Source organism: Streptomyces sp. NPDC085937, assembly GCF_044540535.1.
Lineage (GTDB): Bacteria > Actinomycetota > Actinomycetes > Streptomycetales > Streptomycetaceae > Streptomyces.
The window spans coordinates 466,500-492,251 of record NZ_JBITSH010000003.1; the positions used below are offsets into that span (position 1 = coordinate 466,500).

Sequence of the window (25,752 nt, forward strand, 5' to 3'; positions counted from 1 at the left end):
CATCCGCGCCCTCAGGGGCGCGGGGAACTGCGCGCCCAGCCCCCACCAGCCCGCACACGCACCCCTAGGGGCGCGGGGAACTGCGCAACCGGCCCCCACGGACCCGCACCCTCAGGGGCGCGGGGAACCGCGCGACCGGCCCCCACCCACCCGCACCCGCGAACAGCGGGCTTCAGGTCAACGGCGGCCCGGGCTCCGGGCTCGGCACAGGTTCCGGCCCCGGAGGAATCGGCGAGGGCGACGGCTCGGGCGGCCCCGGATGCGGCGGAGGCGGCTGCGGATTCGGCCCCGGCGGCTGCGGCGGGGGCGCCGGATCGGGCCCGGGCGGCGGCGGCTCAGGAGCCGGCACCGGTTCGGGCCCGGGACCGGGATGCGCGGGGTCCGGCCCCGGGGCGGGCCCCGGAGTCGGACCCGGCGGGACGGGATCCGGGTACGGGTTCGTCATGACACGTGTCCTCCGGCCTGTCGCTCGACGTCGGCTCTGGACTACTCCCCCGCCTACCCGGCGGCCCCGCCCGCACTCACCCGCGCGCGTGACGGCAGCACGCCCGCCCGGCGCACGGTTCGGAAGCCACAACGCACCGGAAGTAGTACGAGGCGGGGAGGAGCCGCCTCAGAACCGCTCCGGATGCTCCGCCAGCCACTGCTTCGCCGCACCCAGCAGCTCCGGGTCGGCCGCCGGGGCCTCGTCGGGGTGACGCGCGGCCCACCGGACGACGTACGGGCACAGCGGCGCGACGACGGTGCCCTCACGAGCCGCGGAGGCGTAGAGCTCACGGGCGAGGGAGCCGGCGATGCCCTTCCCCTCGTGCGCGGGCTCGACGACGGTGTGCACCGGCACCAGAGCCTGCGCGGGCGCGTCGAGGACGAAGTACTCGATCCGCCCGACGACCTCGCCGTCCACCACCGCCTCGAGCCGGCCCGCGGCCCGGTCGTCCCGGATGTCCATGCCGTCCATGCCCGTCACGCTCCTGTCTTCGGTCGGGTCGGCGCCCGTCAGACCGTGGCGACGGCCTGGGGGCTGCGCTCCTGGTCCGACCCGGGCACCGGCTCGGACGGGTCGGCGCCGAGGGAGACGATGCGGTTGTCCGCGTCCACGTGCACCACGCGGGGCTTCAACGCCCGTGCCTCGGCGTCGGTCACCTGAGCGTAACTGATGATGATCACCAGGTCGCCCGGGTGCACGAGGTGGGCGGCGGCCCCGTTGATGCCGATCACCCCGGACCCGCGCTCCCCCTCGATGACGTACGTCTCGAGCCGGGCGCCGTTGGTGATGTCGACGATGTGCACGAGCTCACCGGGCAGCAGATCGGCGGCGTCGAGCAGGTCCGCGTCGATCGTCACGGATCCCACGTAGTGCAGGTCGGCCTGGGTGACGGTGGCACGGTGGATCTTGGACTTGAACATGGTGCGCAGCATGTCGGACTCCTGAAAGACGGCTCCCTGCCTACTCTGTGCAGGTCAAGGGCGGTTTCACTTTACACGGGGACTCTGCGGACTCGAAGATTCCGGGGAACATCGATTCCACTCGGGCCAATGCGCTCCTCGCCTAGGCCCACCACCACAAACAGGCCCGCACCGGCCCGTCACCCGCCGAAGCGCGACGCGTCCGCGGGACGTAGCGCAACTCCGGGTGGGCCGGGTCGAACAGTAGGTCATGCCTTCGAGGCGCTGTCCTTGTCACTCCACACGGTGCCCGTGCGGTCCGTGCCGAAGGCGAACTTCGCCGTGGCGAGTGCGGGTCGTCCAGCTTCACCGAGACGGGTACGGAGACAGTTGTTCCTCGTCCCTTCCAGCGGCACCTGGGCCGGGCTGGTATCCGCACCCGAAGTACACGAATTGCCCCGGCTGGACGCGTACTTCGGTGCGCTGCCAGCGGTAGATCCCGCTCTGTTCACCCTCGTAGGTGAAGGTGCCTCCTGCCTCTATGTCTACGACCGGGTCTGCCGTCACGTCGCCGAAGGAGGCCCACTCGTCCTCCTCCGGGTATCCGTAGGCGAACCAGCGCTGTTGCAGTTGAGCGCGGACGGCGTACGGCGAGGTGTTGTGTACTTCGACGCTGTACGAAGCCGTGTGAATCAGGTCGTCGCCCGACTGTTCCCCGACCGAGGCTGTCACCTCCAAGGCGCGGACTGACGGGCAGTCTTCTTCCTGTTCGGTCGGCACCGGTTTGCTGTAGACACCGTCGGTCACTGCGGCCATCTGGGCCGGGCAGTAGAACGTGACTGCCTCCACGATGAACCCGGCCTGGTCGACCGGGTCGGTCAGGGGAAGCCCCACAGCGTCAGGCACGTCATTCATGTCCGTGCCGTTGGTGAGCACCGCGCAGACAGCTTTCGCGTCCTTGATGACGGCCTCACGGAAGTCGGATACGTCACTGCCGCCTGGCATCGACGACATGACGCCGTAGGACACGGTACCGCTGGGCCAGGTGGAGAACGACGCGACGTCACCGACAAACGCCGTGTCGCGCGCGGCATTGGAAGTGAACCGCGGAACCGCGACATACGGGGGGCCGTCACTCGGCGAGCCGGCGCTTTGCGACGCGGTGGTCGTCAGCGGAGCGGAACCGGGCTGTGGCCGGACGTCGTCGGTCTGTCGGTTGACGGCCATGACAGCGCCGGTGACGAGCGCGAGAACAGCCGCCCCTGCCCAGGCGACCCACCGTCGGCGGTGCCTGGCACGGGTCGACACCGTGGACTGGGCGGCGTCGGGAACGCTGCGGGATGGTTCTGCCTCGTCCGGTCCCGGTCGCACGTCAGACATGATCGGCGTTTCCCCCGTCCCCTCACGACCCCTACTGGCCGAAGGCGATCATCCTAGGGCGTGTCCGCAAAGGCAGGGCAGCCAGAGTCCGAGGCAGGCGAGGGTGACCAGGGCCTACATCAGGCGCACCCACGAAGCGTCCCGGGACCCCGGACCGTATGAGGCGTCGACCGCCTCACCGGGCCAGCGCAACCCGTCTCTTCCATCGGCTCTGTGTAGTAGCTGCTCGGACCCGCAGTAGACAGCCCCCTTCGTGGGGCCGTACTTCTCCTCGCACCGCTCCATCGACTCACGCACGGAGCGCGGCAGGGGCACCTCCCGGAACTCCCCCGCCTTGCCATGCTGCAACCTCGACACCCAGGAACGTCGCTCAGGTGAGGAGGGACGACTGGGACGACGTCCTGCCTGCGCTTTCGCGCCGTCGGCGGCTCGTGAAGCCGCCGTCGCGGCGGACTACGAGTAGCGGGAGGTGGGTCTCGTCGACCCACTCGTTCCGCCCGTCCGCCCCTCAGCAGACGCCGTCCCCCGGCTTGGGGTTGCCCAGCCCGAACAGCGGTCGGAGCTTCAGGCCGGCCCAGGTGCCCAGGAGGGCGGTGGCGCCCCAGATCCAGCCGTGCAGGCTGCCGGAGGCGATGCCCGCGAGGTACGCGCCGATGTTGCAACCGCCCGCGAGCCGGGCACCGATGCCCATCAGTACTCCGCCCAGCACCGCGGCTGTCGCCGTCCGCCACGGCACGCCGCGGTGCAACGCCCACGTGCCGCCGAGCGCCGCGGCGACGGCCGCGCCGATCATGATGCCGATGTCGGTGAGGCTGGTCTTGTCGGCGAGGACCGGCCCGGCGAGCATCTCCTTGTTTCCGGACTGCTGCCACCAGGTCCACCCCTCGGGGTGGCCGCCGAGCGCTCCCACCAGCTCCGATCCCCACAGGCTGAAGGCACTGGTGATGCCCCACGCGCCGCCGGAGACGAGCAGCACGCCGGCGCCCAGCACGGCCAGCGCCAGGGCGCCGACGGCCAGCGGCCAGGACCCGCGCAGCACGCGGGCGGCACCGCGCGCGGAGGGGACGGCGCCGATGGGCGGCGGGTTGCGGCGGGCCTGGACACGACGGGTGACCACGACGATGACGGCGAGCGCGAGGATCGTCACCGCCCAGGAGCCGAACCAGCCGATGTGGTCGGCCATGACGACCGGCTCCAGCGCGGGCAGGTCCTTCCACAGGTCGAACTGCCAGGCGGCCAGGGTCGCACCGCCGATGAAACCGCCGAGGGTGAGCAGGATCGACGTCTGCCCCGAGCCGACCGCGAAGAGGGTGCCGGAGGCGCAGGCGCCGCCCAGCTGCATGCCGACGGCGAAGACGAACGCGCCGATCAGCAGTCCCACGCCCAGGGGTCCGGCCGAGGGTGTCGGCACGGATCCGAACAGTCCGGTGCCCGTGCCGATGATCAGGGCGAACAGCGTCGCCGTGGTGCCGAGCAGCAGGGTGTGGGCGCGCAGACCGGCGCCGTTGCCGACGGCGATCAACTGCCGCCAGGCGGAGGTGAAGCCGAAGCGGGAGTGGAACAGGGCGATCCCCAGTCCGAGGCCGAGCAGCAGCAGGACCCCGGGCTTGGCCCCGTGGGCGGACCACACGAAGGCGGTCAGTGCCGCGGCGAGCAGCCCCGACACCGCGAGCGGACCGCGGCGCACCGGCGGCGCGGGGGGTGCCGGTGGCTGCGGGACGGAGGTGGGTGACGGGGACAGCAGCGCGGCGGTCTTCGTCGCCTGGGGGGACGGGGCGATGGTCACAGGGGGACTCCGGGAGGTGGACGAGTCGGGGTGGGGCACGACACGTGCGGGAGGCCGGTGCGGGCAGCGCCGCGGCTCGGGCGGCGGCGTACGGCACGGGGAACCGGCCGGTCCGGCTCAGCGGCGACAGAGGCCGTCGTCGACGCACCACGCCGAGTTCGCCATCAGGGCGAGGCAGAGCAGGCGGGCGGGTGCGGGCATGGCTCCAGAATAAGATCGGCATTCAACAGTCCGGCCCCGGATCTCACCATGTGAACGTTGCATGGGCCACACACCCTCCCTCGGGCGGGGTCCCCGGAGCCTCCGCCGTCGCCCGGCGGGCGCTGGAGGAGGCGGTGTGACGCGCCCCACGCACATCGGCCCCCAACAACACAGGCGCGGGGGCCACCGCCGGTGAGGCGGTGACCCCCGCGATCACACGAGGAGGTGTCGGTCAGGCGCGGGTCCAGCGCTGGTTGCTGCCACCCGAGCAGGTGTAGATCTGGACCTGGGTGCCGTTGGCGGTGCCGGCGCCGACGGCGTCGAGGCAGCGGCCGGACTGGACGCCGACGATGGAACCGTCGGAGTTCAGGCGCCACTTCTGGTTGTCGCCGCCCCAGCAGCTGTAGATCTGGACCTTGGCGCCGTTGCCGGTGCCGGCGGCGTCCAGGCACTTGTTGCCGTAGACCCTCAGCTCACCGGAGGAGGTGAGCTCCCACTGCTGGTTGGTGCGGCCGTTGCAGTCGTACAGCTGCACCTGCGTGCCGTCGGAGGTGCTGGCGTTCGGCACGTCCAGGCAGCGGTTCGAGCCGACGCCCTTGACGGCGGTGCCGTCACCCGGCTCCGGGTCGGGGTCCGGGTCGCCGCCGCCGGTGCCCGCGTTGAGGGCGTTCAGCACGGCGCTGTACGCCTGCTTCTTGCTGCCGTCGTTGTTGAACAGCAGCGGGGTGTCCCCGGAACGCCACGAGTCCATGTCGCGCACGCCCCACACGGTCACGCCGAGGCAGCGGGAGACGGCCAGGCAGTCGTTGACCACGGCGGCGTAGGTGGTCGGCGAGGCGCCCTGGATGTCCAGCTCGGTGATGGCCACGTCGACGCCGAGCGCGGCGAATTCCTGCAGGGTGGTGCGGAAGTTGCTGTTGTAGGGGCTGCCGCTGTTGAAGTGCGACTGGAAGCCGACGCAGTCGATCGGCACGCCGCGCTGCTTGAAGTCCTTCACCATGCGGTACATGGCCTGGGTCTTGGCCCAGGTCCAGTTCTCGACGTTGTAGTCGTTGTAGCAGAGCTTGGCGGACGGGTCGGCGGCACGCGCGGTGCGGAAGGCCACCTCGATCCAGTCGCTGCCGCTGCGCTCCAGGTTGGAGTCGCGCCGGGCGCCCGAGTTGCCGTCGGCGAAGGCCTCGTTCACCACGTCCCACTGCGCGATCTTGCCCTTGTAGTGGGCCATCACGCCGTTGATGTGGTCGATCATCGCCTGGCGCAGCGCGCTGCCACTGAGGCTCTGCATCCAGCCGGGCTGCTGGGAGTGCCAGGCCAGCGTGTGGCCGCGCACCTCCTTGCCGTTCTGCACCGCCCAGTTGTAGATGCGGTCGGCGTTGGAGAAGTTGAACTGGCCCCGCTGCGGCTCCGTGGCGTCGATCTTCATCTCGTTCTCGGCCGTCACCGAGTTGAACTCGCGGTTCGCGATGGACGCGTACGTCGAGTCGCTCAGGCGGTTCGCGGCGACGGCGACGCCGAAGTAGCGGCCGCTCTGCGCCGCCGCGGCGCCGAGGGTCGACTCGGCGGCGTGGGCGGCCGGCGGGGGCGCGGCCAGTGCGCCGACCGCACCGAGTGCGCCGACGAGGAGCGTGGGGAGCAGGACGCGGAATTTCCGCCGGCCGGCGGCTCTGGGGAGGGCATAGGAGCCCATTGCTGTGCCTCCAAGGTAGGTATGACGGATCGCCCGACCGACAGCGCGGGTCCGGGGGAACCCGGAAGGACTGCCTGCGGTGCGTGGATCCGTCGTGCAGCTTGTGCGCGGCTCGTGGTGCGGCAGGTCTGCACAGGACAGTTAGTTCGTCATTTCGAACTGCGGTCGGGTTGCCAGACAGGATGATTGGCGTTTGCTGAGTACGCGTCAACCCTCACGGCAGAAAAAGTTTCTGTTCCTCTTTCGAAACTTTCGCATACCGATGCGGACGCTCATTCCGCCCCGAACTAGCGGTTGTTTGCGGCCAGATCGGCGACAGGCCTTGACCGGTTGCCCTCCGCTTTCTACCTTGTGGCGTCACAGAGCCGGTACCACTTCGAAACATTCGAACCCCCTTCCCGCTCTACGCGGTGGCCGCTCCGCCGTTCGCCGGCGTCATCTCCCCCCCACTTCGAGGAGGCCGTCCCATGTGGCTTCGCCACACCCTTCCGGTCCGTTCCAGACGTTTGCTCGGTGTCCTCGCTCCCCTGCTGCTGCTCGCCACCTTCCTCGGCGCCCAGCCCGCCGAGGCCGCGACGGTGGACACGAACGCCTCGTACGTGCTGGTGAACCGCAACAGCGGCAAGGCGCTGGACGTCTACAACCTCGCCACGAACGACGGCGCCCGGATCACCCAGTGGTCGAGGAACGACCAGAGTCAGCAGCAGTGGCAGTTCGTCGACTCCGGGAACGGCTGGTACCGCCTGAAGTCCCGCCACTCCGGCAAGGTGCTGGACATCTACAACTGGTCGACGGCGAACGGCGGTTCGATCGTCCAGTGGTCCGACCTGAACGCCGCCAACCAGCAGTGGCGGCTGGCCGACAGCTCGGACGGCTACGTACGCCTCATCTCCCGTCACAGCGGCAAGGCCCTCGAGGTGCAGGGCGCCTCCACCGCCGACAACGCGAACGTCGTCCAGTACGACGACTGGGGCGGGTCCAACCAGCAGTGGCAGCTCGTCAAGGTCGGCTCGGACACCGGCAACCCCGGCGACCCCGGCGTCTGTGACCTGCCGTCGAGCTACCGCTGGAGCTCCAGCGGCGCGCTGGCACAGCCGCGGCAGGGATGGGTGTCGCTCAAGGACTTCACCGTCGCCCCCTACAACGGCAAGCAGCTCGTCTACGCGACCACGCACGACACGGGGACGCGGTGGGGTTCGATGAACTTCGGTCTCTTCGGGGCCTGGTCGGAGATGGGCTCGGCGAGCCAGAACGCGATGAACAACTCCACGGTCGCACCCAGCCTCTTCTACTTCGCGCCGAAGAACATCTGGGTGCTGGCGTACCAGTGGGGCGGCACCGCCTTCTCCTACCGGACGTCGACGGACCCGACCAACCCCAACGGCTGGTCGTCCGAGCAGGTGCTCTTCTCCGGAAGCATCTCCGGCTCCGGGACGGGCCCCATCGACCAGGCACTCATCGGTGACGGCACGAACATGTACCTGTTCTTCGCCGGCGACAACGGCAAGATCTACCGGGCGAGCATGCCCATCGGGAACTTCCCCGGCAGCTTCGGCTCGACCTCGACCGTGGTCATGAGCGACACGACGAACAACCTGTTCGAAGCCCCGCAGGTGTACAAGCTGGAGGGCCAGAACCGCTACCTCATGATCGTCGAGGCGATCGGCTCGCAGGGCCGGTACTTCCGCTCGTTCACCGCGACCAGCCTGGGCGGCAGCTGGACGCCCCAGGCCGCGACGGAGAGCAACCCCTTCGCCGGCAAGGCCAACAGCGGTGCCACCTGGACCAACGACATCAGTCACGGCGAGCTGCTGCGGACCAGCGCCGACCAGACGATGACCGTCGACCCCTGCAACCTGCAGCTGCTGTACCAGGGCCGCAGCCCCAACTCCGGAGGTGACTACGGCCTGCTGCCCTACCGCCCGGGTCTGCTGACCCTGCAGCGCTGAGAAGCCCATCTCCGAGGGGGAGCCGGTGCGGCGGGTCCCGGTGTCATGCCGGACCCGCCGCACCGTCATGCGGTCCCGGTGTCATGCCGGACCCGCCGCACCGTCGTGCGGGCCGAGGCAGCGGCGCACCAGGTCCAGCGTGCGTCCGGTGACCGTGTCCAGGGGGGCACCGCCCTCCACGGCGGCCAGGGCCGTGTGGAGCATCCCGGCGATCAGGTCCGCGGTGAGGGCGGGCTCGGGGACGCCGAGCTCCCGGACTGCCGCGCGGAACGGCTCGACCTGCTCCAGGTGGAGCTCGACCAGGCGCTCCTGGCAGGCGGGCGGGAGACCGGCGTTCATGAGCGCGGCGGCCGGCCGGTGGGCGCCTTCGGCACCGAGGCGCAGGCTCTCCCGGAAGAACGCCTCGACCCGTTCTACCGGCCCCCGCGCGGTGGCCGTCGCGCGGGCGAGTGCCTCGTTGGACCGCCGGAAGGCCTCCTCGGTGACGGTGGCCAGCAGGGCCGCCGAGGAGTCGAAGTACTGGTACACGCTGGAGCGTGCCAGGCCCGCGCGGGCGCCGACCGCCGCCGGGGTGACGGCGGCGGCGCCCTCGTTCACCAGGATGTCGATCGCCGCGCCGATCAGCGTCTCGCGCTGGTGCGCGCGGTGTTCGGCGACGGTGGCGGCGTTGATCTTCGGCATGCGGGCGGGACTCCTGGCAGACGGACGGGGCCGGGCGGCACGGCGCCGGCCGCCGTCCGGTTCAGGACAGCCGGCCGTCGACCATCTCGTGCACCCGGTCGGCGGCGTCCATTATCGCCGTGTCGTGGGTGACCATGACGGTCGCGGTGCCGTGCCGGTGGGTCTGCTCGGCGATCAGCCGTACCGCTTCCGCGGATCGCTCGCGGTCCAGCGCCGAGGTGGGCTCGTCCACCAGCAGGACGGCCGGTGAGGTCATCAGCGCGCGGGCGAGACCGGCGCGCTGGCGTTCGCCTCCGGACAGCTGGTGCGGGCGGGAGCCCGCGCGGTGCGCCAGGTCGACCGCCGCGATGAGTTCGTCGGCCCGGGTCCGGGCCGCGGCGTCCAGGCGTCCGTCGATGTGCAGGGGCAGCAGCAGCTGTTCCCGGACGGTCAGGGACGCGAGCAGGTTGGACTGCTGGAAGACGAAGCCGATGTGGCGCCGGCGGGCCGCCGTGCGTTCCTTGTCGGACAGGGCGGTCAGCTCCGTGCCGGCGATGTGCACCGTGCCCGAGGTGGGCCGCTGGAGTCCGCCGGCGACGGCGAGCAGGCTGGACTTGCCGGATCCCGAGGGGCCGACGACGGCGACGAACTCGCCGGGGGCGACGGTCAGTCCGACGTGGTCCAGGGCGGTGACGGCGGTGTCGCCGTCACCGAGGGTCAGGCTGACGTCGTGCAGGCGCAGTCCGCCGGAGCCGGTGGCGTCCGGGGTGGCCCGGTGGTCGGTGCTGGTCGTGGTCATCGGGTGGCTCCCAGGGCGGTCAGGGGGTCGACGGCGGTGATGCGGCGGACGGCGACGACGGCGCCCACGGTCCCCAGGCCGATGAGCAGGCCGGCGGACGTGGCGACGGCGGGGGCGGAGAGGGAGAACGGGGCCTTGCCGATCATCGCGCTGCCCAGGGCGAGACCGGCGGCGGTGCCCACGGCGGTGGCGGCGACGAGGACGGCGACGACCTGGGCGAGTGCGTCGCGCAGGATGTAGCCGGTGGGGGCGCCGAGCGCCTTCAGCAGGGCGATCTCGGGCTTGCGCTGGACGGTCCACACGGTGAAGAAGGCACCGACGACCAGGGCGGAGATGGCGTAGAGGAAGCCCTTGATCAGGGCCATGGTGCTGGACTCCGCCGTGTAGCCGGGGGACGCGCCGTAGGTGGTTTCCTTGCTGTCGGCGCGGGTGCCGGTGGCCTTCTCGACGGCGGTGACGTCGGCGCCGTCCTCCAGGGTCAGGGCGACCGCCGTGGCCTGGTGGAGCGCGGCCTCGGGCAGCTCGCCGGGCAGGCCGTAGTGGAGGTGGCGCCAGGTGTCCAGGTCGGCGTAGGCGACGCCGATGTGGCCGTAGGAGACGGTGTCGTCGACGAGGCCGGTCACCGTCAGCCGGACCTCGCTCTTGTCGGCGGTCAGGACGTCTCCGACGCGCACGCCCAGGTCGGCGATCTCCTGGGTGATGACGATGCCGCCACCGCCGTCCTTCAGCCCCTTCCCCTCGCCGGGGCTGGGGGCCAGGGGCGAGTCGGGTGCCATGCCGAAGACGGCGAGGTTGACCTGCTCGCCCTTCTGCTCGCCCTGGGTCACCTGGGCGTTGACGAGGGCGTTGCCGAACGGTTCGGCCCGCTTCACACCGGGGGCCTCGGACCAGGCCTCCCAGTCCTCCTGTTCGACGGTGGACCGGGAGAACTGCTCGCTGCTCGCCTTCTCGTCGAAGGCCATGTGGGTCACGGGCAGCGCGCGCAGGCCGGAGATACCGGCGTCGGCCAGTCCGGAGGCGAGCCCCGAGAGGAGGACACCGAGGACGGCGATGAGGGCGACCACGGCGCCCATCAGGGCGAAGCGGCCGCGGGCGAAGCGCAGGTCGCGTAGGGCAAGGAACACGGGAACTCCGGGCTGCGGGGACGAGGGGGGCGCGACACGCACGCCTTTTACTCGCACTTGACGACACGAGCGTCGGCATCCTATCGGATGTTCCCGACACGACTGTCGGGACCTTCCTGGATCCCGGCTCCCCGACTCACCCCACTTGATCGATCATTCGCCACCCCTTGACACCACCCCCGGCCGCTCGTCACTGTAATGACGATTCTAGAACGTAACTTCTAGTTTTCGTCGATGGAACGCGGCTGGTCAGCGTTCCGCCTCCTCCTTTGCGGGCCGCCGCCGCGGCGCCGGTCCGCTCTGTCCCGGAACAGGGGAACTCGCATGAGGATCACCGACCACATCCCGCAGGAGAGAATGAGCGGGCTGCAGAAACGCGCCATCGTCATCGCGATCACCCTGGTCGTGCTCGACGGTTACGACGTCTCCCTCACGTCGTTCTCCGCGCCCTACATCGAGAGGGGCTTCGGCGTCTCGAAGGCGGAGCTCGGACTGGTCATGTCCGGCGCCCTGATCGGCATGCTCGTGGGATCGATCATCGTCGCGCCGCTCGCCGACCGCATCGGCCGGCGCAAGATGGGCGTCATCGCCACCACGACGATCGCGGTGGGCATGTTCATCGGCCCGTTCGCCACCCCGGAGACCGGGACCTGGCCCCTGGTCCTGAGCCGCATCGTCACCGGCGTCGGGGTCGGCTGTCTGGTGGCCGTGGTCGGCGTCATCCTCACCGAGTACACGGGCAAGCGTGTGTACGCCCTGGTCATGGCCGTCTACGCCGCCGCCATCAACATCGGCGGGCTGCTCGGCTCGATGATCGTCGGCCCGATGCTCGACGCCCGCGGCTGGCAGTTCGGCTGGTGGATCGGGTTCGTCCTCAGCGCGATCGCCGCGGTCGCCACGTACGCGCTGCTGCCCGAGTCGCTGGCCTGGCTCTCCGAGGGCCGCCGCCCCGACGCCCTGGAGCGGCTGAACGCGCTGCTGGCGAAGATGCACCGGCCCGCGCTCGCGGCGCTTCCCGAGCCGGAGGCCACGGGGGTCAAGGCGAAGGGTTCGCTGCGCACCGTCTTCACCGGCCGGACCGGCGTCTACACCCTGCTGATGATCGTCGGCTACATCGCCTACATGCTCAGCTTCTACTTCATGACCAACTGGGCTCCGAGCAGCGTGGCCTCGGCCAACGACAACCCCGCGCTGGCCCCGCAGCTCGTCGCCGCCTTCAGCATCGGCGGCATCCTCGGCAACGTCCTCTTCGGGTACCTGGGCGGCAGGATCAGCATCCGCGTCCTCGCCCCGGTCTTCCTGCTCCTGGCCACCTTCACCCTGTCGCTGTTCGGCATCGTGGGCTCCCAGATGCCCACCGCCTGGTGGACCCTGTTCGCCGCCTCCTTCTTCGTCTGCTCGGGCACCGCGGCCTTCTACACGATCGTCCCGACGCTCTACCCGACCCTGGCCCGCTCGACCGGCTTCGGTGTGGTCATCGGCGTCGGCCGGTTCGGCGGCATCGCCGCCCCGGTCATCGGCGGCGCGGCCTTCGACGCCGGCTGGGGCATGGGCGTGGCCTTCACCGTCTTCTCCCTGCCGATGCTGCTCGCCGGCGTCAGCATCATCGTCCTCCACCTGGCCCAGCGCCGCTCCGAGGCGGCCGAGGCCCAGCGTCCCGAGCCCGCGCTCTCCGGTACGTCCGCCTAGCGGCCGTCCGCACCCTCCCAGAAAGGAACCAGCACCATGCCGCTGGCCGTCGCAGCGCTCTCCCACGCGCCGTCCTTCGGCAACGTCGACCCGGGCGGGGAGACGTTCGCCGAGATCAATGCCGCCATCGACGAGGTCAGGGAGTTCGTCTCCGCGTACGACCCCGACCTGGTCGTGGTCTTCGGACCCGACCACTTCAACGGCCAGCTCTACTCGCTGATCAGCCCCTGGGTGATCGGAGCGGTCGCCGAGGGCGTCGGCGACTACGGCACCACGGCAGGGCCGCTCCCCGTGGACGCCGACGCCGCCCGGGCCCTGCACGCCGCCGTGCTGGCCGAGGGCATCGACATCGGCCGCAGTGAGCGGATGACGGTCGACCACGGCATCGTCCAGCCCCTGGACTTCGTGTTCGGCAAGGACTTCGCGCAGCCGATCGTGCCGGTGTTCGTGAACGCGATCGGCCTGCCCCTGTCCCCCATGCGGCGGGTGCGCCTGATGGGTGAGGCGTTCGGCCGGGCCGCCCGCGCCCTGGACAAGAAGGTCCTGTTCCTGGCCTCGGGCGGCATCTCGCACAACCCGCCGATCCCCCGCTGGGACGGCGCCCCCGGCACCGTGCAGGAACGTCTGGTCGCCTACGCGCCCTCCCCCGAGGAGCGGCACGAGCGGGAGCAGATGATCGTCAAGGGCATCCAGGCCATCGCCGACGGCAAGGCGCCGAGCGACCCGCTGAACGAGGAGTGGGACAAGCTCCTCCTCGACACGTTCCGCTCCGGCGACCTCACCCCGGCCGACGGCTGGGAGAACGGCTGGTTCGTGGCGGAGGGCGGCTCGGCCGCGCACGAGATGCGCAGCTGGATCGCGGCCTACGCGGCCCTGTCGACCGCCGGACCCTACCGCTTCGCCGTCGACCGGTACTGGGCGGTCGAGAAGTGGGGCGCGGGCTTCGCCGTGCAGGCGGCGGTGACGGCATGAGCGGCACGGAGAGGGCGCACCTGGCGACCCTGTGGGAAGAGATCGCTGACCTGGAGCACACCCTGCGGTACGTGGACGCGGGCGGTTGCCGCACCCGGGTCCTCGACATCGCCGGGGCGTCCCCAAAGGCGCAGACGGTCGTCCTGGCCAGTGGCACCAGCGGTCACATCGAGGCGTGGACGCAGAACGTCCGCGCGTTCGCCCAGGCCGGCTTCCGGGTGGTCGGCTACGACTACCCGGGCCACGGGTACACCGCGCTCGCCGACCACCCGCTGGAGATCCGCGACTACGAGGCGCACCTGCTGGCGCTGCTCGACGCGCTGGGCCTGGACCGGGTGCATCTCGCCGGTGAGTCGCTCGGCGGCTGGCTGGCGCTGAAGTTCGCGCCGAAGCACCCCGAGCGCCTGCGCACGGTGATCCTGTCCGCGCCGGGCGGCCGGGTGATCGGCGAACCCCAGCTGGACCGCACCCAGTCGGTGAGCGCGAAGGCGGTGAGCGAGCCCACCTTCGAGAACGTGAAGAAGCGCCTCCAGGTCGTGATCCACGACCCGCGGAACATCACCGACGAGCTGGTCCGCGTACGCCGGGCGATCTACGCACGCGACGGGTTCAGCATGGCGAACGTCTCCGCCCTGCGGGAGCCGGAACGGCGGTGGCGCAACCGCGTGACCGACGACGACTTCGCGGCCGTCCCGGTCCCCGCCCTGATGGTGTGGACCGACAACGAGCCGACCGGCGACGAGGCCGAGGGCGAGCGTCTGTGCGGGCTCATCCCGGACGGGGAGTACCTGCTGGTCCGCGGCGCCGCGCACTGGCCGCAGTGGGAGGGGGCCGCCGAGTTCAACGCCGCGGCCGTCGCCTTCCTCCAGAAGTACGCCTGACGACCGGAAGCATGTCTGACGAAAGGACCGGAGTGAGCGTCACCCGGGAGACCATCAGCGAGATCGCACGCGAGCTGTTCGAGGCCAAGCGCGGCGTGTACACCGTGCCGTACGTGAGCCCCCGGCTGCCCGAGCGCGACCTCGACTCCGCCTACGCGATCTCCGCCGAGTTCGCCGCCCTGCGCGAGCGCGAGCTGGGCGTGAGGCGGGTCGGCCGCAAGGTCGGTCTGACCAACGCCCTGGTGCAGCGGCGCGTGGGCATCGACGAGCCGGACTACGGGATCATCCACGACGACATGGTGCACGCCTCGGGCGCGCGTCTGCCGCTGTCCGCGTACAACCGCCTGCTGATCGAGGCGGAGGTCGCGTTCGTGCTGAAGAGCGACGTCACGGACGCCTCCCGCGCGAGTGTGGAGGCGGCGATCGACTACGTGACGCCCGCGTTCGAGGTCGTCGACTTCCGCTACTCCGGTTCCGTCGGGCAGATCGTCGACACCATCGCGGACAACGCCGGGTGCAGCGGAGTAGTCCTCGGCGAGGAACGGCACCCGTACGGCGAGGTCGACCTGACCCAGGTCGAGATGGTCATCACGGGTGGCGGCAAGGAGATCACCCGGGGTGTCGGGAGCAACGTGCTGGGGGACCCGGTGAACGCGGTCGTCTGGCTGGCGGAGACCGCGATCCGCACGGGCGAGCCGCTGCGCGCCGGGGAAGTGCTGCTGTCGGGCTCCATCGGCTACATCGAGCCGTGGCCCGCCGACGTCGAGTGCGTCGCCACCGTCACCGGGCTGGGTCGCGTGGTCGCGACCGCCGATTCGAAAGGCTGAGCATGACTGACTACCGCCCCGTCGACGCGGCCACCCGCGTCGAGATCGAGCAGCTCATAGCGGAGATGCTCTACCGCCTGGACCACAACCGGGCGGACACCACCTGGGAGCTGTACACCGAGGACGGCGTCTCCGTCGGCCCGATGGGCGACATGGACCGTGAGGCCATGAAGGCGTGGGGCGCCAAGCGGGCCCGGCAGACGGACGTCGTCGGCCGTCACCACATCGGCGGGATCCGTCTGGTGCGGGCCGCGGACGGGGACGAGGTCGAGGGCACCGTGCAGTACCTCACCTTCCGCGACACGAACGAGCCGCAGACGCTGCCCGCGTCGGTCGGTGAGTTCCGCGAGCGCTACCGCAAGGTCGACGGCCGGTGGCTGTTCGCCCGCCGGGAGATCGTGCCGGTCTTCGGCGGCCGGGCCGCCGCGGCCCACGCGGCGCGCGTGGCCGGTCAGGAAGGGCCGGCGCGGTGAAGCGCGAAGCTCTCGGCGGTGACCGGCCCCCGGTCCTGTACCACCAGACGGTTCCGGCGTTCTCGATACCGGAGTGGGCGGTGGCCGCCGGCTACGACGGCGTGATCCTGGACCTCCAGCACGGCGAGCTGGGGCTGGAGGCGGCTTGCGGGATCCTGCGCTCGATCCCCCGGGACAACGCCTACGCGTACGCCCGGGTCGGCTCGCTGGACCCCGCGCCGGTGCTGCGGCTCCTCGACAGCGGGGCGCGCGGGATCGTCGCTCCCACCGTCGAGTCCCGGTCCCAGGCCGAGGCCCTGGTCGCCGCCGTCAAGTACCCGCCGGCCGGCAACCGCAGTCTCGGCCCCTCCCGGCCCGCGCTGTACCCGGGCGACTCGTACACCGAGGCGGGCAACCGGGCGGTGTCGGCCGTCGCGCAGATCGAAACGAGCACCGGGGTCGACCGGGCCGAGGAGATCGTCGCGACGCCCGGCCTGGACTCGGTCTACATCGGCCCGGCCGACCTCGCCGTCTCCTACGGCCTGCCCGGGCGCGGCGACTGGGACGAGGGTCCGGTGCGCGAGGCGATCTCCCACGTCCGCGAGGTGACGCGCGCGCACGGCGTCACCCTCGGCATCTACTCCGGCCGCCCCGAGTACGCGGCCGGTCTCCTCACCGACGGCCTCGTCGACTACGTAGGCCTCGGCATCGATCTCGTCCTGCTGAACCGCGCGTTCGGCGACACCATCGCCGGGCTGGGCCCGGCCCGATCCGCACGGAGCACCACATGAACAAGGCCTGCGACGTCCTCGTCGTCGGGGCTGGTCCGGTCGGTCTGACCCTGGCCAACCTGCTGGGGCAGCAGGGCGTCGACGTCCTCCTCGTCGAGCGGGAGCACGAGCTCGTCGACTACCCGCGGGCCGTGGGCATCGACGACGAGGCACTGCGCGCGATGCAGACCGCCGGGCTGGTCGACGAGGTGCTTCCGCACACCATCCCGGACCAGAAGATCTACATGATCAACGGCGCCGGGGCGATCCTGTCCGAAGTGAACCCGACGACACGCGAGTTCGGCTGGCCGCGCCGCAACGGCTTCGTGCAGCCGCTGGTCGACCGGGTGCTGCTCGCCGGCCTCGACCGCTTCCCCAACGCGGCCGTGCGGTTCGGCGCCGAGGTCGTGGACCTGGCCGAGGACGCCGACGGTGTGGTCGCCACGCTCGCCGACGGCGGGACGGTGCGCGCGCGGTACGTCGTCGCCGCCGAGGGCGGGTCCTCCCCCACCCGCAAGCGCCTCGGCATCTCGTTCGAGGGCGAGACCCGGCCGACCGACGGCATCGTGATCGACGTCGCCAACGACCCGATCGGCACACCGCACGCCGTGTTCGGCGGTGACCCCGCCCGCAGTTACGCCTCCATCGCGCTGCCGCACGGCATCCGCCGCTGGGAGTTCACCCTGTTCGAGCACGAGGGCGAGGCCGAGGTCGAGGACGACGCGTTCGTCTTCGGCCTGCTCGCGCCCCACGTGCCGGACCCGTCGAAGCTGGACATCATCCGCCGCCGCGTCTACCGCCACCACGCCCGGATCGCGGGCCGCTTCCGGCACGGGCGCATCTTCCTCGCCGGTGACGCCGCCCACGTCATGCCCGTGGTCGGCGGGCAGGGCTGGAACTCCGGGATCCGCGACGCCTTCAACCTCGGCTGGAAGCTCGCCGCCGTCGTCAAGGGGCTGTCGGCCGACGGTCTGCTGGACACCTACGAGACCGAACGGCTCGGCCATGTCACGCAGATGGTGGCGGTCTCCCTCCGGATGGCGAAGGAGATGACCGACCACGACCCCGAGAAGGCCGCCGAGCGCGACCGGATCGCCGCCTCCCGCACCCCCGAGGAGCGGGAGGCGCAGAAGCGGCAGGCGTTCAAGCCGCAGCCGAAGTTCGACCGGGGCGTGGTCGTGCACACCCCGCTGCCGGTGTCCAAGTCGCTGCCCGTCCGCGACGTTCCCCGGCTGGCGGGCTCGATCTTCCCGCAGCCGAAGGCCACCGACGCGGACGGCCTCGAGATGCTGCTCGACGACGCGACCGGTCAGGGCTGGCGCGTCCTCACCTGGAACAACGACCCGACGGCGTTCCTCTCCGCCGACCGGCGCGCGGCGCTGGACCGGCTCGGAGCCCGTCTCGTGCAGGTGGTGCCGAAGGCGCAGCTGCCGTGGGCGCGCAAGCGGGCCACGGGCGGCGTCACCGTCGTCGGCGACCTCGGGGGCGAGGCGAGCCTGCAGGCGTGGTTCGACGCGCGGCCGGTCGGGGCCGTGGTCCTGCGCCCCGACCACGTGATCGCCGCCGAGTGCCTGACGCAGGAGCTCGACGACGTCGTGGCGCGTGTCCTGGAGGCCGCCTGCGCCGTGTGACGCGGTGAGGGCGGGACGCCGGGGAGCTCCGCGGGACCGAAGTAGGCCGTGCTGTGCGGCCACTTCGGTCCCGCGCCGGACAGGCGCTAGTAGCGCGGTTCTAGAATGATCGCGCTGGACACACGGGTACGGACGACGACGGCGACAGGTGGCGGCATGACGCGCAGCACGCAGCAGGGCGAGGGCAGGAAGGGCACGCGGCAGGCGCGCTCGGACCGAAGCCGGGAGCAGATCCTGCTGGCGGCGCTGGACCTGGCGCTGGAGCACGGCTACCAGGGCACGACCATGGCGGCGGTCAGCGCGTCCTCGGGCCTGCCGATCGGCTCGGTGTACTGGCACTTCAAGAGCAAGGAACAGCTCTTCGTCGCGCTGCTGGAACACTGCCACAAGGCCTGGACGGAGCTCCACTCCGGTCCTGAGGGGCTGCGCCGCAAGCTGTCCCGCGGCATCGCCGGCCTGTCGGGCGCCGACCCCGAGCACTACACGAAGGAGGAGGCGCTGCTCAAGGCCGCGGCGGTCTGGGCCCTGAGCAGGCAGCTGGGCGGCCTGGGCGAGGACAACGAGGTCCGCGCGGCCTACCTGCGGATGCGGGTGGAGATGTTCAAGGTGGACGTCGAGCGGATCACCGAGTCCGTCCCCGCCGACGTCGTCGAGCGCTTCCCGGACCTGCCCACCCAACTCACGGTGCTGAGCCTGGCGTTGACCGACGGCTTCTACGTCCACGCCAACTCCGACGTGCACCTGGAGCTGGACTTCGCCGAGTACGCGGACATGGCGGCGCGGGCCCTGGAGGGCCTGGTGGACGACTACGCCCGCAGGGCCGCCGGTTAGGCCGGTCATGGCCTCCCGGGCCGTACCTGCTCACACGGCGCGGGTGAGTCCGCCGTCCACGCGCAGGTTCTGCCCGGTGGTGTAGGTGGCGTCGCACGCCAGGTGGGCCACGGTCCGCGCGACCTCCTCGTAGGCGGCGGCCCGGCCCAGGGGGATGGCGGAGGTCCATGCGGCGGGCACGGCCTCCGGGTCGACGACGGTGTACCCGGGGAGCACGTTGTTGATCCGGATGCCGTCCGCGGCGACCTCGTCCGCCCACAGCTTCGTCCAGGTGGTCATGGCGGCCCGGGCGACCATGGAGGTGGGGAAGCGGGGAGAGGGCTCGGTGGGGCTGGCCGAGGAGATGTTGACGATGCTGCCTCCGCCCTGGGCGCGCATCGCGGGGAGGGCGGCGCGGCAGGCCCGCACCACGTTGTAGAAGTACAGGTCGAACCCGGTGGCCCAGTCCTCGTCGGTCAGCTCCTCCAGCTTGCCCTTGGGGCCGTGTCCCGCGCTGTTGACCAGCACGTCCAGCCGGCCCCAGGCGGAGAGGAGCTGCTCGACGGCGTCCTCGACGACCCCGGGTGCGGTGTAGTCGCCGCGGAGGGCCAGGCCGCCCAGTTCCCCGGCCAGCGCGTCCGTCCCTTCGCCGCGCGCCAGCACCGCCACCCGGTGGCCGCGTGCTGCCAGTTCCCGCGCCGAGGCGGCGCCGATACCGCTGCTGCCGGCGATCACGAGGGCGGTGGGGCGTGCTTCGGTCATGGTGCGCTGCTCCTGGGTCACGGTGTTGATCCGATTAATTCGAACGATCTCTCTAGAATCAGTATTCTAGTAAAGGTAATCGGCTCCGGTGGCGCGCGTCAACGACCCTCGGTGGCGGCATGGCGAGCGAGCGGCACAGACAGACGCCCATGCCGCGAAGTCCGCTGAACATGCGGGCACTTGAGCACGTTCAGCACCACCGTGTGTGAAGCTATGCCCATGGAATCCATGGAATCTCCCGAAGCCCCGCGCGGCGACATCCGGGACAGACTGCAGACCGACCGTCCGCACTCCGCCCGGGTGTGGAACTACCTCCTGGGCGGCAAGGACAACTACCCCGTCGACAGCGAGGTCGGCGAGGCCATCCTGACGACGTTCCCGGAGTTCGCCGCCGTCGCCCGGCTGCAGCGGCGGTTCCTCGGACGCGCCGTACGTTTCCTGGCGGGCGAGGCCGGCATCCGGCAGTTCCTGGACATCGGGACCGGGCTGCCCACCGCGGACAACACGCACGAGCTGGCCCAGCGCATCGCGCCGGAGAGCCGCATCGTGTACGTGGACAACGATCCGTTGGTGCTGGTGCATGCCGAGGCGCTGCTCACCAGCAGCCCCGAGGGGGCCTGCGCCTACGTGGACGCGGACGTCCGGGACCCGGAGCGGATCCTGGCCGAGGCGGCGAAGACGCTGGACTTCAGCCGCCCGGTGGCCCTGACCATGCTGGGGATCATGGGGCAGGTCTCCGACGCCGACCGGCCGGCGGAGCTGGTGAGCGCCCTGCTCGCCGGGCTCCCCTCGGGCAGCTACCTCGCGCTGAGCGACGGCACGAACTCCAACGAGGCGCTCAACCGGGCCGTCCTGGCGTACAACCAGCAGTCGGCCAACACCTACCACCTCCGGGCACCGGAGGAGATCGCCTCCTACTTCGACGGTCTGGACCTGGTCGAGCCGGGCGTCGTCCCCACGGTCTCCTGGCGCCCGGAGACCGGCGGCGGCACGGCGGACGCTCCGGACGTGTCCGTCGCGGGAGTCGCGCTCAAGAAGTAGGGCTCCACGGGATGACCGCCGGCCCGAGGTCCGCCGTGCGCGGGCCTCGGGCGGGGCGTCCCGTCAGGCGTTCCCGTGCGGGATCGCCGGGAGCACCGTCTCCACGACGTCGACGAGGACGCTGTCGTCCGGGAGACCGGCCGACTCGCTCCACACCGTGAAGTCGTAGTAGCCGCCCCCGTCCTTCGCGTCGAGGGCCACGGTCAGCGTTCTGGCCAGGGGGCCCTGGCCGACGGGGCCGCCGGACGCGCTGCCGCCCAGGTCGATCTGGATGCTCATCATGTGGTCCGAGGACAGGATCGCGGGCCGGCCGAGGACCGTGAGCCTCTTGAGGTCGGTCTCGTCCCCGTACTTCATCAGGTTCGCGTACTGGTCGATCGTCAGCTTGTTGTAGGTGGCCAGGACGTCCACCGTGTACGTGTCGAAGCCGACCCTGGCCTCCGGCTGGGCGATCTTCTCGTCCGTCAGCGGGGCGGTGCCGCTGGAGCCGGACGCCGACGTCGCGATCTCGGTGGGGGTGCCGAGGAGTTCGGGCAGGTCGGGCCGGTTGAGCGCCTCGCACAGCTCCTCGCCGGTCACGGCCCCGGGCGTGGTCCGGTAGGCACGCGGCAGTTCCTCGTCCTCCGCGGCCTCCTCCGCGCCGGGACACGAGACGGCCTTCTCGGCCCCGGCCCCGACCTGGTCGGAGGGCAGGAATTTCGGGCCCAGCCAGAGTGCGGCGCCGAGCGCCACGAAGAGCCCCACGGCGGCGGCGGCCTGCCCCCAGGCGTTGGGTTCCTTCTCCCTGACGGCCGGAGCGGCGGGACGCGGCGCGGCCGGAGCCTGCGGCTGGGGGCGCGCCGAAGGCTGAGCCTGAGCCTGAGCCTGAGCCTGCGTCTGCGTCTGCGTCTGCGTCTGCGTCTGCGACGCGGTGACGGCAGGTGTCGTCCCCTCGTCCGCGCCGGACACCGGACTCCGATGTCGCCGGGCCCGCAGCGCCTTGACCACGATGTGCACGCGCACCGCCGTGGCCAGCAGGAACGCCGCGCCGATGGCGGCCGCCACCCATCCCTCGCCGTCGAAGACGGCCATGTACATGATGCGTACGCCGAAGACCGACCCGACCAGGATGAGCAGCGGCTCACGGACCCAGAAGGGCAGAAGACGTACGAGAAATCCGAGCATCTGGTGATCTCACCAGCACAGGATCACCACGGCTGTGATGGAAGCCATAATTCCGGCCCGGTGCTCAACCGTGATGAACGGGGTCCTGCGCCCGCGCTCCGGGACCTGTCCGCCCGGATCCGCGCTCACGTGAGGCGCGCCTCGTGCGCGATGGCGTGATACCGCCGTTTGACGGCCCCGGTGACTGTCTCCTCGCTGTCAGTCGTCAAAATGCGGAACTCCCGTGCGTCACGGAGGCGTTGAGACGCCCGAGACTGCGGCGAGGGAGGTCACAGTGACGCATGAGCACGCACGGGATCCCTGGCGGCTGCTCCTGGTCGAGGACGACCGGGAGCTGGCCGGGCTGCTCACCGAGGTGCTGCGGGACGAGGGATACACGGTGGACGTCGCACCCGACGGGCAGCGGGGCCTGCACCTCGGCCTCACCCGCTCGTACGATGTCCTCGTCATCGACCGGGGGCTGCCGGTGCTGGACGGTCTCGACCTGATGCGGCGGCTGCGGTCCCGTCCGGTGCGCTCGCCGGTGCTGCTGCTCACCGGGATGGGCAGCGTGTCCGACCGGGTGGACGGGCTGGACGCCGGCGCCGACGACTATCTGGCCAAACCCTTCGACCTCGATGAACTGGGCGCGCGATTACGGGCGTTGTGCCGTCGCTCGCGGGACGTCACCGACGTGCTGCGGATCGGCTCGGGTCAGCTGCACGTCGGGCGTCGCGAGGTGACGCTGCCGGACGGCGAGCGGATCGTCCTGGCCGCGCGGGAGTTCGCCCTGCTGCACGCGCTGGCCAGCCGTCCCGACGCGGTGTACTCACGGGCGGAACTGCGCCGGATCGTCTTCGAGGAGGCGCACGCGGCGTCGCTCGTCGACACCTACGTCTACTACCTGCGCCGCAAGCTGGGCCGCCGCGCGGTCCTTACGGTACGCGGACTCGGTTACCGCCTGGGGGCGTTGTGAGGAAGCCGGGGCGGGCCGAGGACGCGGTGGTGCGCCGGGCCCGGTGGCGGATCGTCTGGATCACCGGTGCCGTCGTCACCCTGCTGATCACCGTCGTCGGCGCCGTCGCCTACACGGTGACGACGCACGCGCAGGACGAGCAGATACGCCGCGAGGTGCGGTACGTCGCCACGTACGGTGAGCCGTCACGTCCTCCCGGGTGCATGTGGCTGTTCGTGCCGGGCGGGACCACGCTGCCGCTGCCGAACGCGCCGGCCGGGTTTCCGCTGGACGCCGACCTGGACCGGGTGCGGCTGACCGGCGAGCCGGTCGAGCGCACCGTGCGGCGCGGGGGCACCTCCTACCGGGTGCGGACGCAGGTCAGGGACGACGGCGACGTGGTACAGGCGGTGCTGGACATGCGGTTCCAGCTCGCCGACCGCGAGCATCTCCGGTTCGCGCTGGGCGTGGCGGAAGGGCTGGGGCTGGTCGCGGCGCTCGCCGCCGCCCTGGCCCTGGGGTGCGGGGCGGTGGCGCCGCTGGCCGAGGCCCTGGCCCGGCAGCGGCGGTTCGTCGCGGACGCCAGTCACGAGTTGCGCACCCCCGTCACCCGGGTGCACACGCGGGCGCAGACGCTGGCGCGGCGGGCCGCGGCCGACGGGCTGCCGGCGGCGCACCGGGAGGGCCTGGGGACGCTGGTCACCTCCCTCGGGCGGCTCGGGGAGGTGCTGGACGACCTGCTGTCGTCGGCGACGCTCACCGCCGGGCAGACGTGGCGGGCCGCACGCCGGCGGGTGGATCTGGTGGCGCTGACGCGGGCGGCCGCGGACGAGGAGGCGGACCGCGTCCGGGAGCGCGGGCTGACCGTGCGCGTGGACGGCCCGCCGCACCCGCTGTGGGTGGACGGGGTGGCGACCGCCCTGCGCCGGGCGGTCGGGGAGCTGCTGGCCAACGCCATCGCCCACACCCCGCCGGGCGGCCGCGTCGAGCTGGCGCTGTCCCGGTGGGACGGCACCGTCGAACTGACGGTCACGGACACCGGGGCGGGCTTCGACACGGGTGAGGCGGAGGGGCTGTTCCGCCGGTTTCACCGGGGCGGCGGCGGGCGGTACGGGCTGGGTCTCGCCCTGTTGCGGGAGGTCGTCACCGACCACGGCGGCACGGTGGCCGCGGCGGGCCGGCCGGGGGACGGCGCACGGTTCACCCTGCGCCTGCCGCAGAGCGCGCCGTCACCGCCGGCCGTCGCCGACCGCACGTTCAGGACGGCGTCGCGGCGGTGGCGAGCAGCCGTGCCGCTGTACGGACGTCCTCGTCCAGCGGCCGGTCCGGGTCGACCGGATCGATCGCGGCGCTGAGCGCGTCGAGGAGGGCGGCGCAGCGGGGCGCGGTGGGCCGCCGGGCGCCGACGTGGACGGCCTGGCGCAGACCGAGGGCGAGGGACCCGCACAGCAGGCCGAGCAGTTCGGCCATGTCGTGGGCGCGCAGGGCGCCTTGGGTGCCGAACGGGACGACGTCCTGGTTGTGCAGATTGGTCGGCAGGCTCTGCATGGCGGCGGGCGTGGCGTTGCGGCGGATCTCCGCGACGAAGGCGGTGGTCGCCAGCTGCACGCCCTGGAGGCCGTGCTGGGCGCCGGGTTCGGTGGCGAGCATGGGCGGCAGCCCGCCGTTGCGGGCCGGGTCCACCAGCAGGTCCAGCTGGCGCTCGGCGAGGTTGCCGAGCTGGGCGGTCACGGAGGCGAGCAGGTCGGCGGCGAACGCGGCGGGCTGTCCGAAGAAGTTCCCGCCGTGCACGGCCCTCATCTCCCCCGGGCCGTCCGGGTCCGGGTCCTCCGGGAGGAAGAGGGGGTTGTCGCTGACCCCGGCGAGGTCGGCGGCGACCACCGCGTCCACGTACCGCAGCGCGTCCTCCGCCGCACCGAGCAGCTGCGGCGAGCAGCGGATGCTGTACGGCTCCTGGAGCGGGCGTTCCCCCGACGGCACCAGGCCGGCCAGCCGGTCCCGCATGCGGGCGCCGGTGTCGGCGGCGCCGGGATGGCCGTAGGCGCGCAGCAGGTCCGCGTCGAGGAAGCCGGGGTCACAGCCGAGCAGATCGGCCAGCAGGCAGGTCAGGTCGGTGAGCGCGCGGTGGGCGGCGCGGACGGCGTCGTGGGCGAGGGCCAGGGCGGCGGTGGTGACGGAGGTGCCGTTGACCAGCGCGAGGGCGTCACGGCCGTCCAGGGAGAGGGTGCGCAGCCCGGTCACGGCGAGCGCCTCGGCGGCCGGCATGCGACGGCCGTCCACGTAGGCGTGGCCCCGGCCGCGCAGCGCCTGGGCGGCGTAGGCGAGCGGGACCAGGTCGCCGCTGGCGCCGACGGAGCCGTAACGGGGGACGGCGGGCGTGAACGTGGTGGCGAACATCTCCGCCAGCCGGTCGACGACGTCGGCGGAGACTCCGGACAGGCCCTGGGCGAGGGACCGGGCGCGCACCAGCAGTGCGGCGCGCACGATCTCGTGGGGCAGGTCGGGTCCCTGGCCCGCGCCGAGGTGGGCGAGGGTGTTGTCGCACTGGTCGGCCTCGTCGGCCCGTCCCGCGTAGCCGACGAGCGCGCCGAAGCCGGTGGTGGCGCCGTAGATCTGCCGCTCTCCCCCGCCGTCGTGGCCGTCGCGCAGGGTGCGGAAGAGGCGGCGTCCGCGGTCCAGGCGGACGCGGGCGGCGGCGTCCACGGTGACGGTCAGCGGCCCGGCGGCGCGGCGCAGGGCGGCGGGGTCGAGGGGGCCGGTGAGGGTGACGGTGTCCGTGGTGGTCAGCACGCGGGGAACGCTAGGCGGGCAATCTCAGAGCGCTCTGAATTCCGCTGGATAGCTTCC

The 25,752-nt window shown here is 71.8% G+C and carries 23 protein-coding genes; 12 read left to right on the forward strand and 11 right to left on the reverse strand.

Going from position 1 to position 25,752, the window contains the following annotated elements; all coding sequences use genetic code 11:
• Positions 1–613: 613 nt before the first annotated feature.
• From ACIF8S_RS09185 to ACIF8S_RS09205, 5 genes are all read right to left on the reverse strand, one after another.
• Positions 614–958, reverse strand: coding sequence for a GNAT family N-acetyltransferase (locus tag ACIF8S_RS09185; RefSeq protein WP_399998277.1), 345 nt, complete (start codon positions 956–958; stop codon positions 614–616).
• Positions 959–996: 38 nt separating this feature from the next.
• Positions 997–1,419, reverse strand: a complete 423-nt coding sequence (gene panD, locus ACIF8S_RS09190; protein WP_150157358.1) for an aspartate 1-decarboxylase — start codon at positions 1,417–1,419, stop codon at positions 997–999.
• A gap of 333 nt (positions 1,420–1,752) precedes the next feature.
• Positions 1,753–2,766 carry a DUF732 domain-containing protein gene (locus ACIF8S_RS09195; protein ID WP_399998279.1) on the reverse strand — a complete coding sequence of 338 codons (1,014 nt, stop codon included), beginning with the start codon at positions 2,764–2,766 and terminating at the stop codon, positions 1,753–1,755.
• A 508-nt stretch (positions 2,767–3,274) separates the two neighbouring features.
• Positions 3,275–4,552 carry a YeeE/YedE family protein gene (locus tag ACIF8S_RS09200; RefSeq protein ID WP_399998281.1) on the reverse strand — a complete coding sequence of 426 codons (1,278 nt, stop codon included), beginning with the start codon at positions 4,550–4,552 and terminating at the stop codon, positions 3,275–3,277.
• Between the two features lie 433 nt (positions 4,553–4,985).
• Entirely contained in the window at positions 4,986–6,440 is a 1,455-nt protein-coding gene (locus tag ACIF8S_RS09205; RefSeq protein ID WP_399998283.1) for an endo-1,4-beta-xylanase, read from the reverse strand.
• 467 nt (positions 6,441–6,907) lie between these two features.
• On the opposite strand from ACIF8S_RS09205, the gene ACIF8S_RS09210 reads away from it, so the two are divergent.
• Entirely contained in the window at positions 6,908–8,389 is a 1,482-nt protein-coding gene (locus ACIF8S_RS09210; RefSeq protein WP_399998285.1) for a non-reducing end alpha-L-arabinofuranosidase family hydrolase, read from the forward strand.
• 81 nt (positions 8,390–8,470) lie between these two features.
• Here the strand turns inward: ACIF8S_RS09210 and ACIF8S_RS09215 are convergent, their stop codons facing one another.
• From ACIF8S_RS09215 to ACIF8S_RS09225, 3 genes are all read right to left on the reverse strand, one after another.
• A complete protein-coding gene (locus ACIF8S_RS09215; RefSeq protein WP_399998286.1) occupies positions 8,471–9,070 on the reverse strand; it encodes a TetR/AcrR family transcriptional regulator in 600 nt (199 codons plus the stop codon).
• Between the two features lie 61 nt (positions 9,071–9,131).
• Positions 9,132–9,848, reverse strand: coding sequence for an ABC transporter ATP-binding protein (locus ACIF8S_RS09220; protein WP_399998287.1), 717 nt, complete (start codon positions 9,846–9,848; stop codon positions 9,132–9,134).
• Positions 9,845–10,972, reverse strand: coding sequence for an ABC transporter permease (locus ACIF8S_RS09225; RefSeq protein ID WP_399998288.1), 1,128 nt, complete (start codon positions 10,970–10,972; stop codon positions 9,845–9,847). The genes ACIF8S_RS09220 and ACIF8S_RS09225 overlap by 4 nt, the downstream gene beginning before the upstream one ends.
• Before the next feature lie 324 nt (positions 10,973–11,296).
• Here ACIF8S_RS09225 and ACIF8S_RS09230 point away from each other — a divergent pair, with 324 nt between their 5' ends.
• The 8 genes from ACIF8S_RS09230 (at position 11,297) to ACIF8S_RS09265 (ending at position 19,025) form a co-directional block, all read left to right on the forward strand.
• Positions 11,297–12,661, forward strand: coding sequence for an MFS transporter (locus ACIF8S_RS09230; protein ID WP_399998289.1), 1,365 nt, complete (start codon positions 11,297–11,299; stop codon positions 12,659–12,661).
• Between the two features lie 36 nt (positions 12,662–12,697).
• Positions 12,698–13,633 (forward strand): 3-carboxyethylcatechol 2,3-dioxygenase, encoded by a 936-nt coding sequence (locus ACIF8S_RS09235; protein WP_399998290.1) that lies wholly within the window; start codon positions 12,698–12,700, stop codon positions 13,631–13,633.
• The gene (locus ACIF8S_RS09240) at positions 13,630–14,514 is read left to right on the forward strand and encodes an alpha/beta fold hydrolase (protein ID WP_399998291.1); all 885 of its coding nucleotides are present in this window, start codon (positions 13,630–13,632) and stop codon (positions 14,512–14,514) included. The genes ACIF8S_RS09235 and ACIF8S_RS09240 overlap by 4 nt, the downstream gene beginning before the upstream one ends.
• A gap of 11 nt (positions 14,515–14,525) precedes the next feature.
• The gene (locus tag ACIF8S_RS09245; RefSeq protein ID WP_359575438.1) at positions 14,526–15,341 is read left to right on the forward strand and encodes a fumarylacetoacetate hydrolase family protein; all 816 of its coding nucleotides are present in this window, start codon (positions 14,526–14,528) and stop codon (positions 15,339–15,341) included.
• Positions 15,342–15,343: 2 nt separating this feature from the next.
• Positions 15,344–15,814 carry a nuclear transport factor 2 family protein gene (locus ACIF8S_RS09250; RefSeq protein WP_399998293.1) on the forward strand — a complete coding sequence of 157 codons (471 nt, stop codon included), beginning with the start codon at positions 15,344–15,346 and terminating at the stop codon, positions 15,812–15,814.
• Positions 15,811–16,584 (forward strand): HpcH/HpaI aldolase/citrate lyase family protein, encoded by a 774-nt coding sequence (locus ACIF8S_RS09255; RefSeq protein WP_033276266.1) that lies wholly within the window; start codon positions 15,811–15,813, stop codon positions 16,582–16,584. The genes ACIF8S_RS09250 and ACIF8S_RS09255 overlap by 4 nt, the downstream gene beginning before the upstream one ends.
• Positions 16,581–18,194 (forward strand): bifunctional 3-(3-hydroxy-phenyl)propionate/3-hydroxycinnamic acid hydroxylase, encoded by a 1,614-nt coding sequence (locus ACIF8S_RS09260; RefSeq protein WP_399998295.1) that lies wholly within the window; start codon positions 16,581–16,583, stop codon positions 18,192–18,194. The genes ACIF8S_RS09255 and ACIF8S_RS09260 overlap by 4 nt, the downstream gene beginning before the upstream one ends.
• 156 nt (positions 18,195–18,350) lie before the next feature.
• Complete coding sequence (locus ACIF8S_RS09265; protein WP_399998296.1) at positions 18,351–19,025, forward strand: TetR/AcrR family transcriptional regulator; 675 nt, start codon at positions 18,351–18,353, stop codon at positions 19,023–19,025.
• A 30-nt stretch (positions 19,026–19,055) separates the two neighbouring features.
• On the opposite strand, the gene ACIF8S_RS09270 is transcribed toward ACIF8S_RS09265, so the two are convergent.
• Positions 19,056–19,766, reverse strand: coding sequence for an SDR family oxidoreductase (locus ACIF8S_RS09270; RefSeq protein WP_399998297.1), 711 nt, complete (start codon positions 19,764–19,766; stop codon positions 19,056–19,058).
• 228 nt (positions 19,767–19,994) lie between these two features.
• Here ACIF8S_RS09270 and ACIF8S_RS09275 point away from each other — a divergent pair, with 228 nt between their 5' ends.
• Positions 19,995–20,807, forward strand: a complete 813-nt coding sequence (locus ACIF8S_RS09275; RefSeq protein WP_399998298.1) for an SAM-dependent methyltransferase — start codon at positions 19,995–19,997, stop codon at positions 20,805–20,807.
• A gap of 63 nt (positions 20,808–20,870) precedes the next feature.
• Here the strand turns inward: ACIF8S_RS09275 and ACIF8S_RS09280 are convergent, their stop codons facing one another.
• Positions 20,871–21,971, reverse strand: a complete 1,101-nt coding sequence (locus ACIF8S_RS09280) for a DUF6215 domain-containing protein (RefSeq protein WP_399998299.1) — start codon at positions 21,969–21,971, stop codon at positions 20,871–20,873.
• Positions 21,972–22,245: 274 nt separating this feature from the next.
• On the opposite strand from ACIF8S_RS09280, the gene ACIF8S_RS09285 reads away from it, so the two are divergent.
• Together ACIF8S_RS09285 and ACIF8S_RS09290 are read left to right on the forward strand one after the other, a co-directional pair.
• Positions 22,246–22,926, forward strand: coding sequence for a response regulator transcription factor (locus ACIF8S_RS09285; protein ID WP_399998300.1), 681 nt, complete (start codon positions 22,246–22,248; stop codon positions 22,924–22,926).
• On the forward strand, positions 22,923–24,260 hold the full coding sequence (locus tag ACIF8S_RS09290; RefSeq protein ID WP_399998301.1) for a sensor histidine kinase: 1,338 nt from the start codon (positions 22,923–22,925) through the stop codon (positions 24,258–24,260). Before ACIF8S_RS09285 ends, ACIF8S_RS09290 begins: the two co-directional genes overlap by 4 nt.
• Here the strand turns inward: ACIF8S_RS09290 and ACIF8S_RS09295 are convergent.
• A complete protein-coding gene (locus tag ACIF8S_RS09295) occupies positions 24,163–25,695 on the reverse strand; it encodes an aromatic amino acid ammonia-lyase (protein ID WP_399998302.1) in 1,533 nt (510 codons plus the stop codon). The two genes, ACIF8S_RS09290 and ACIF8S_RS09295, sit on opposite strands and share 98 nt — an antisense overlap.
• Positions 25,696–25,752 lie beyond the last annotated feature (57 nt).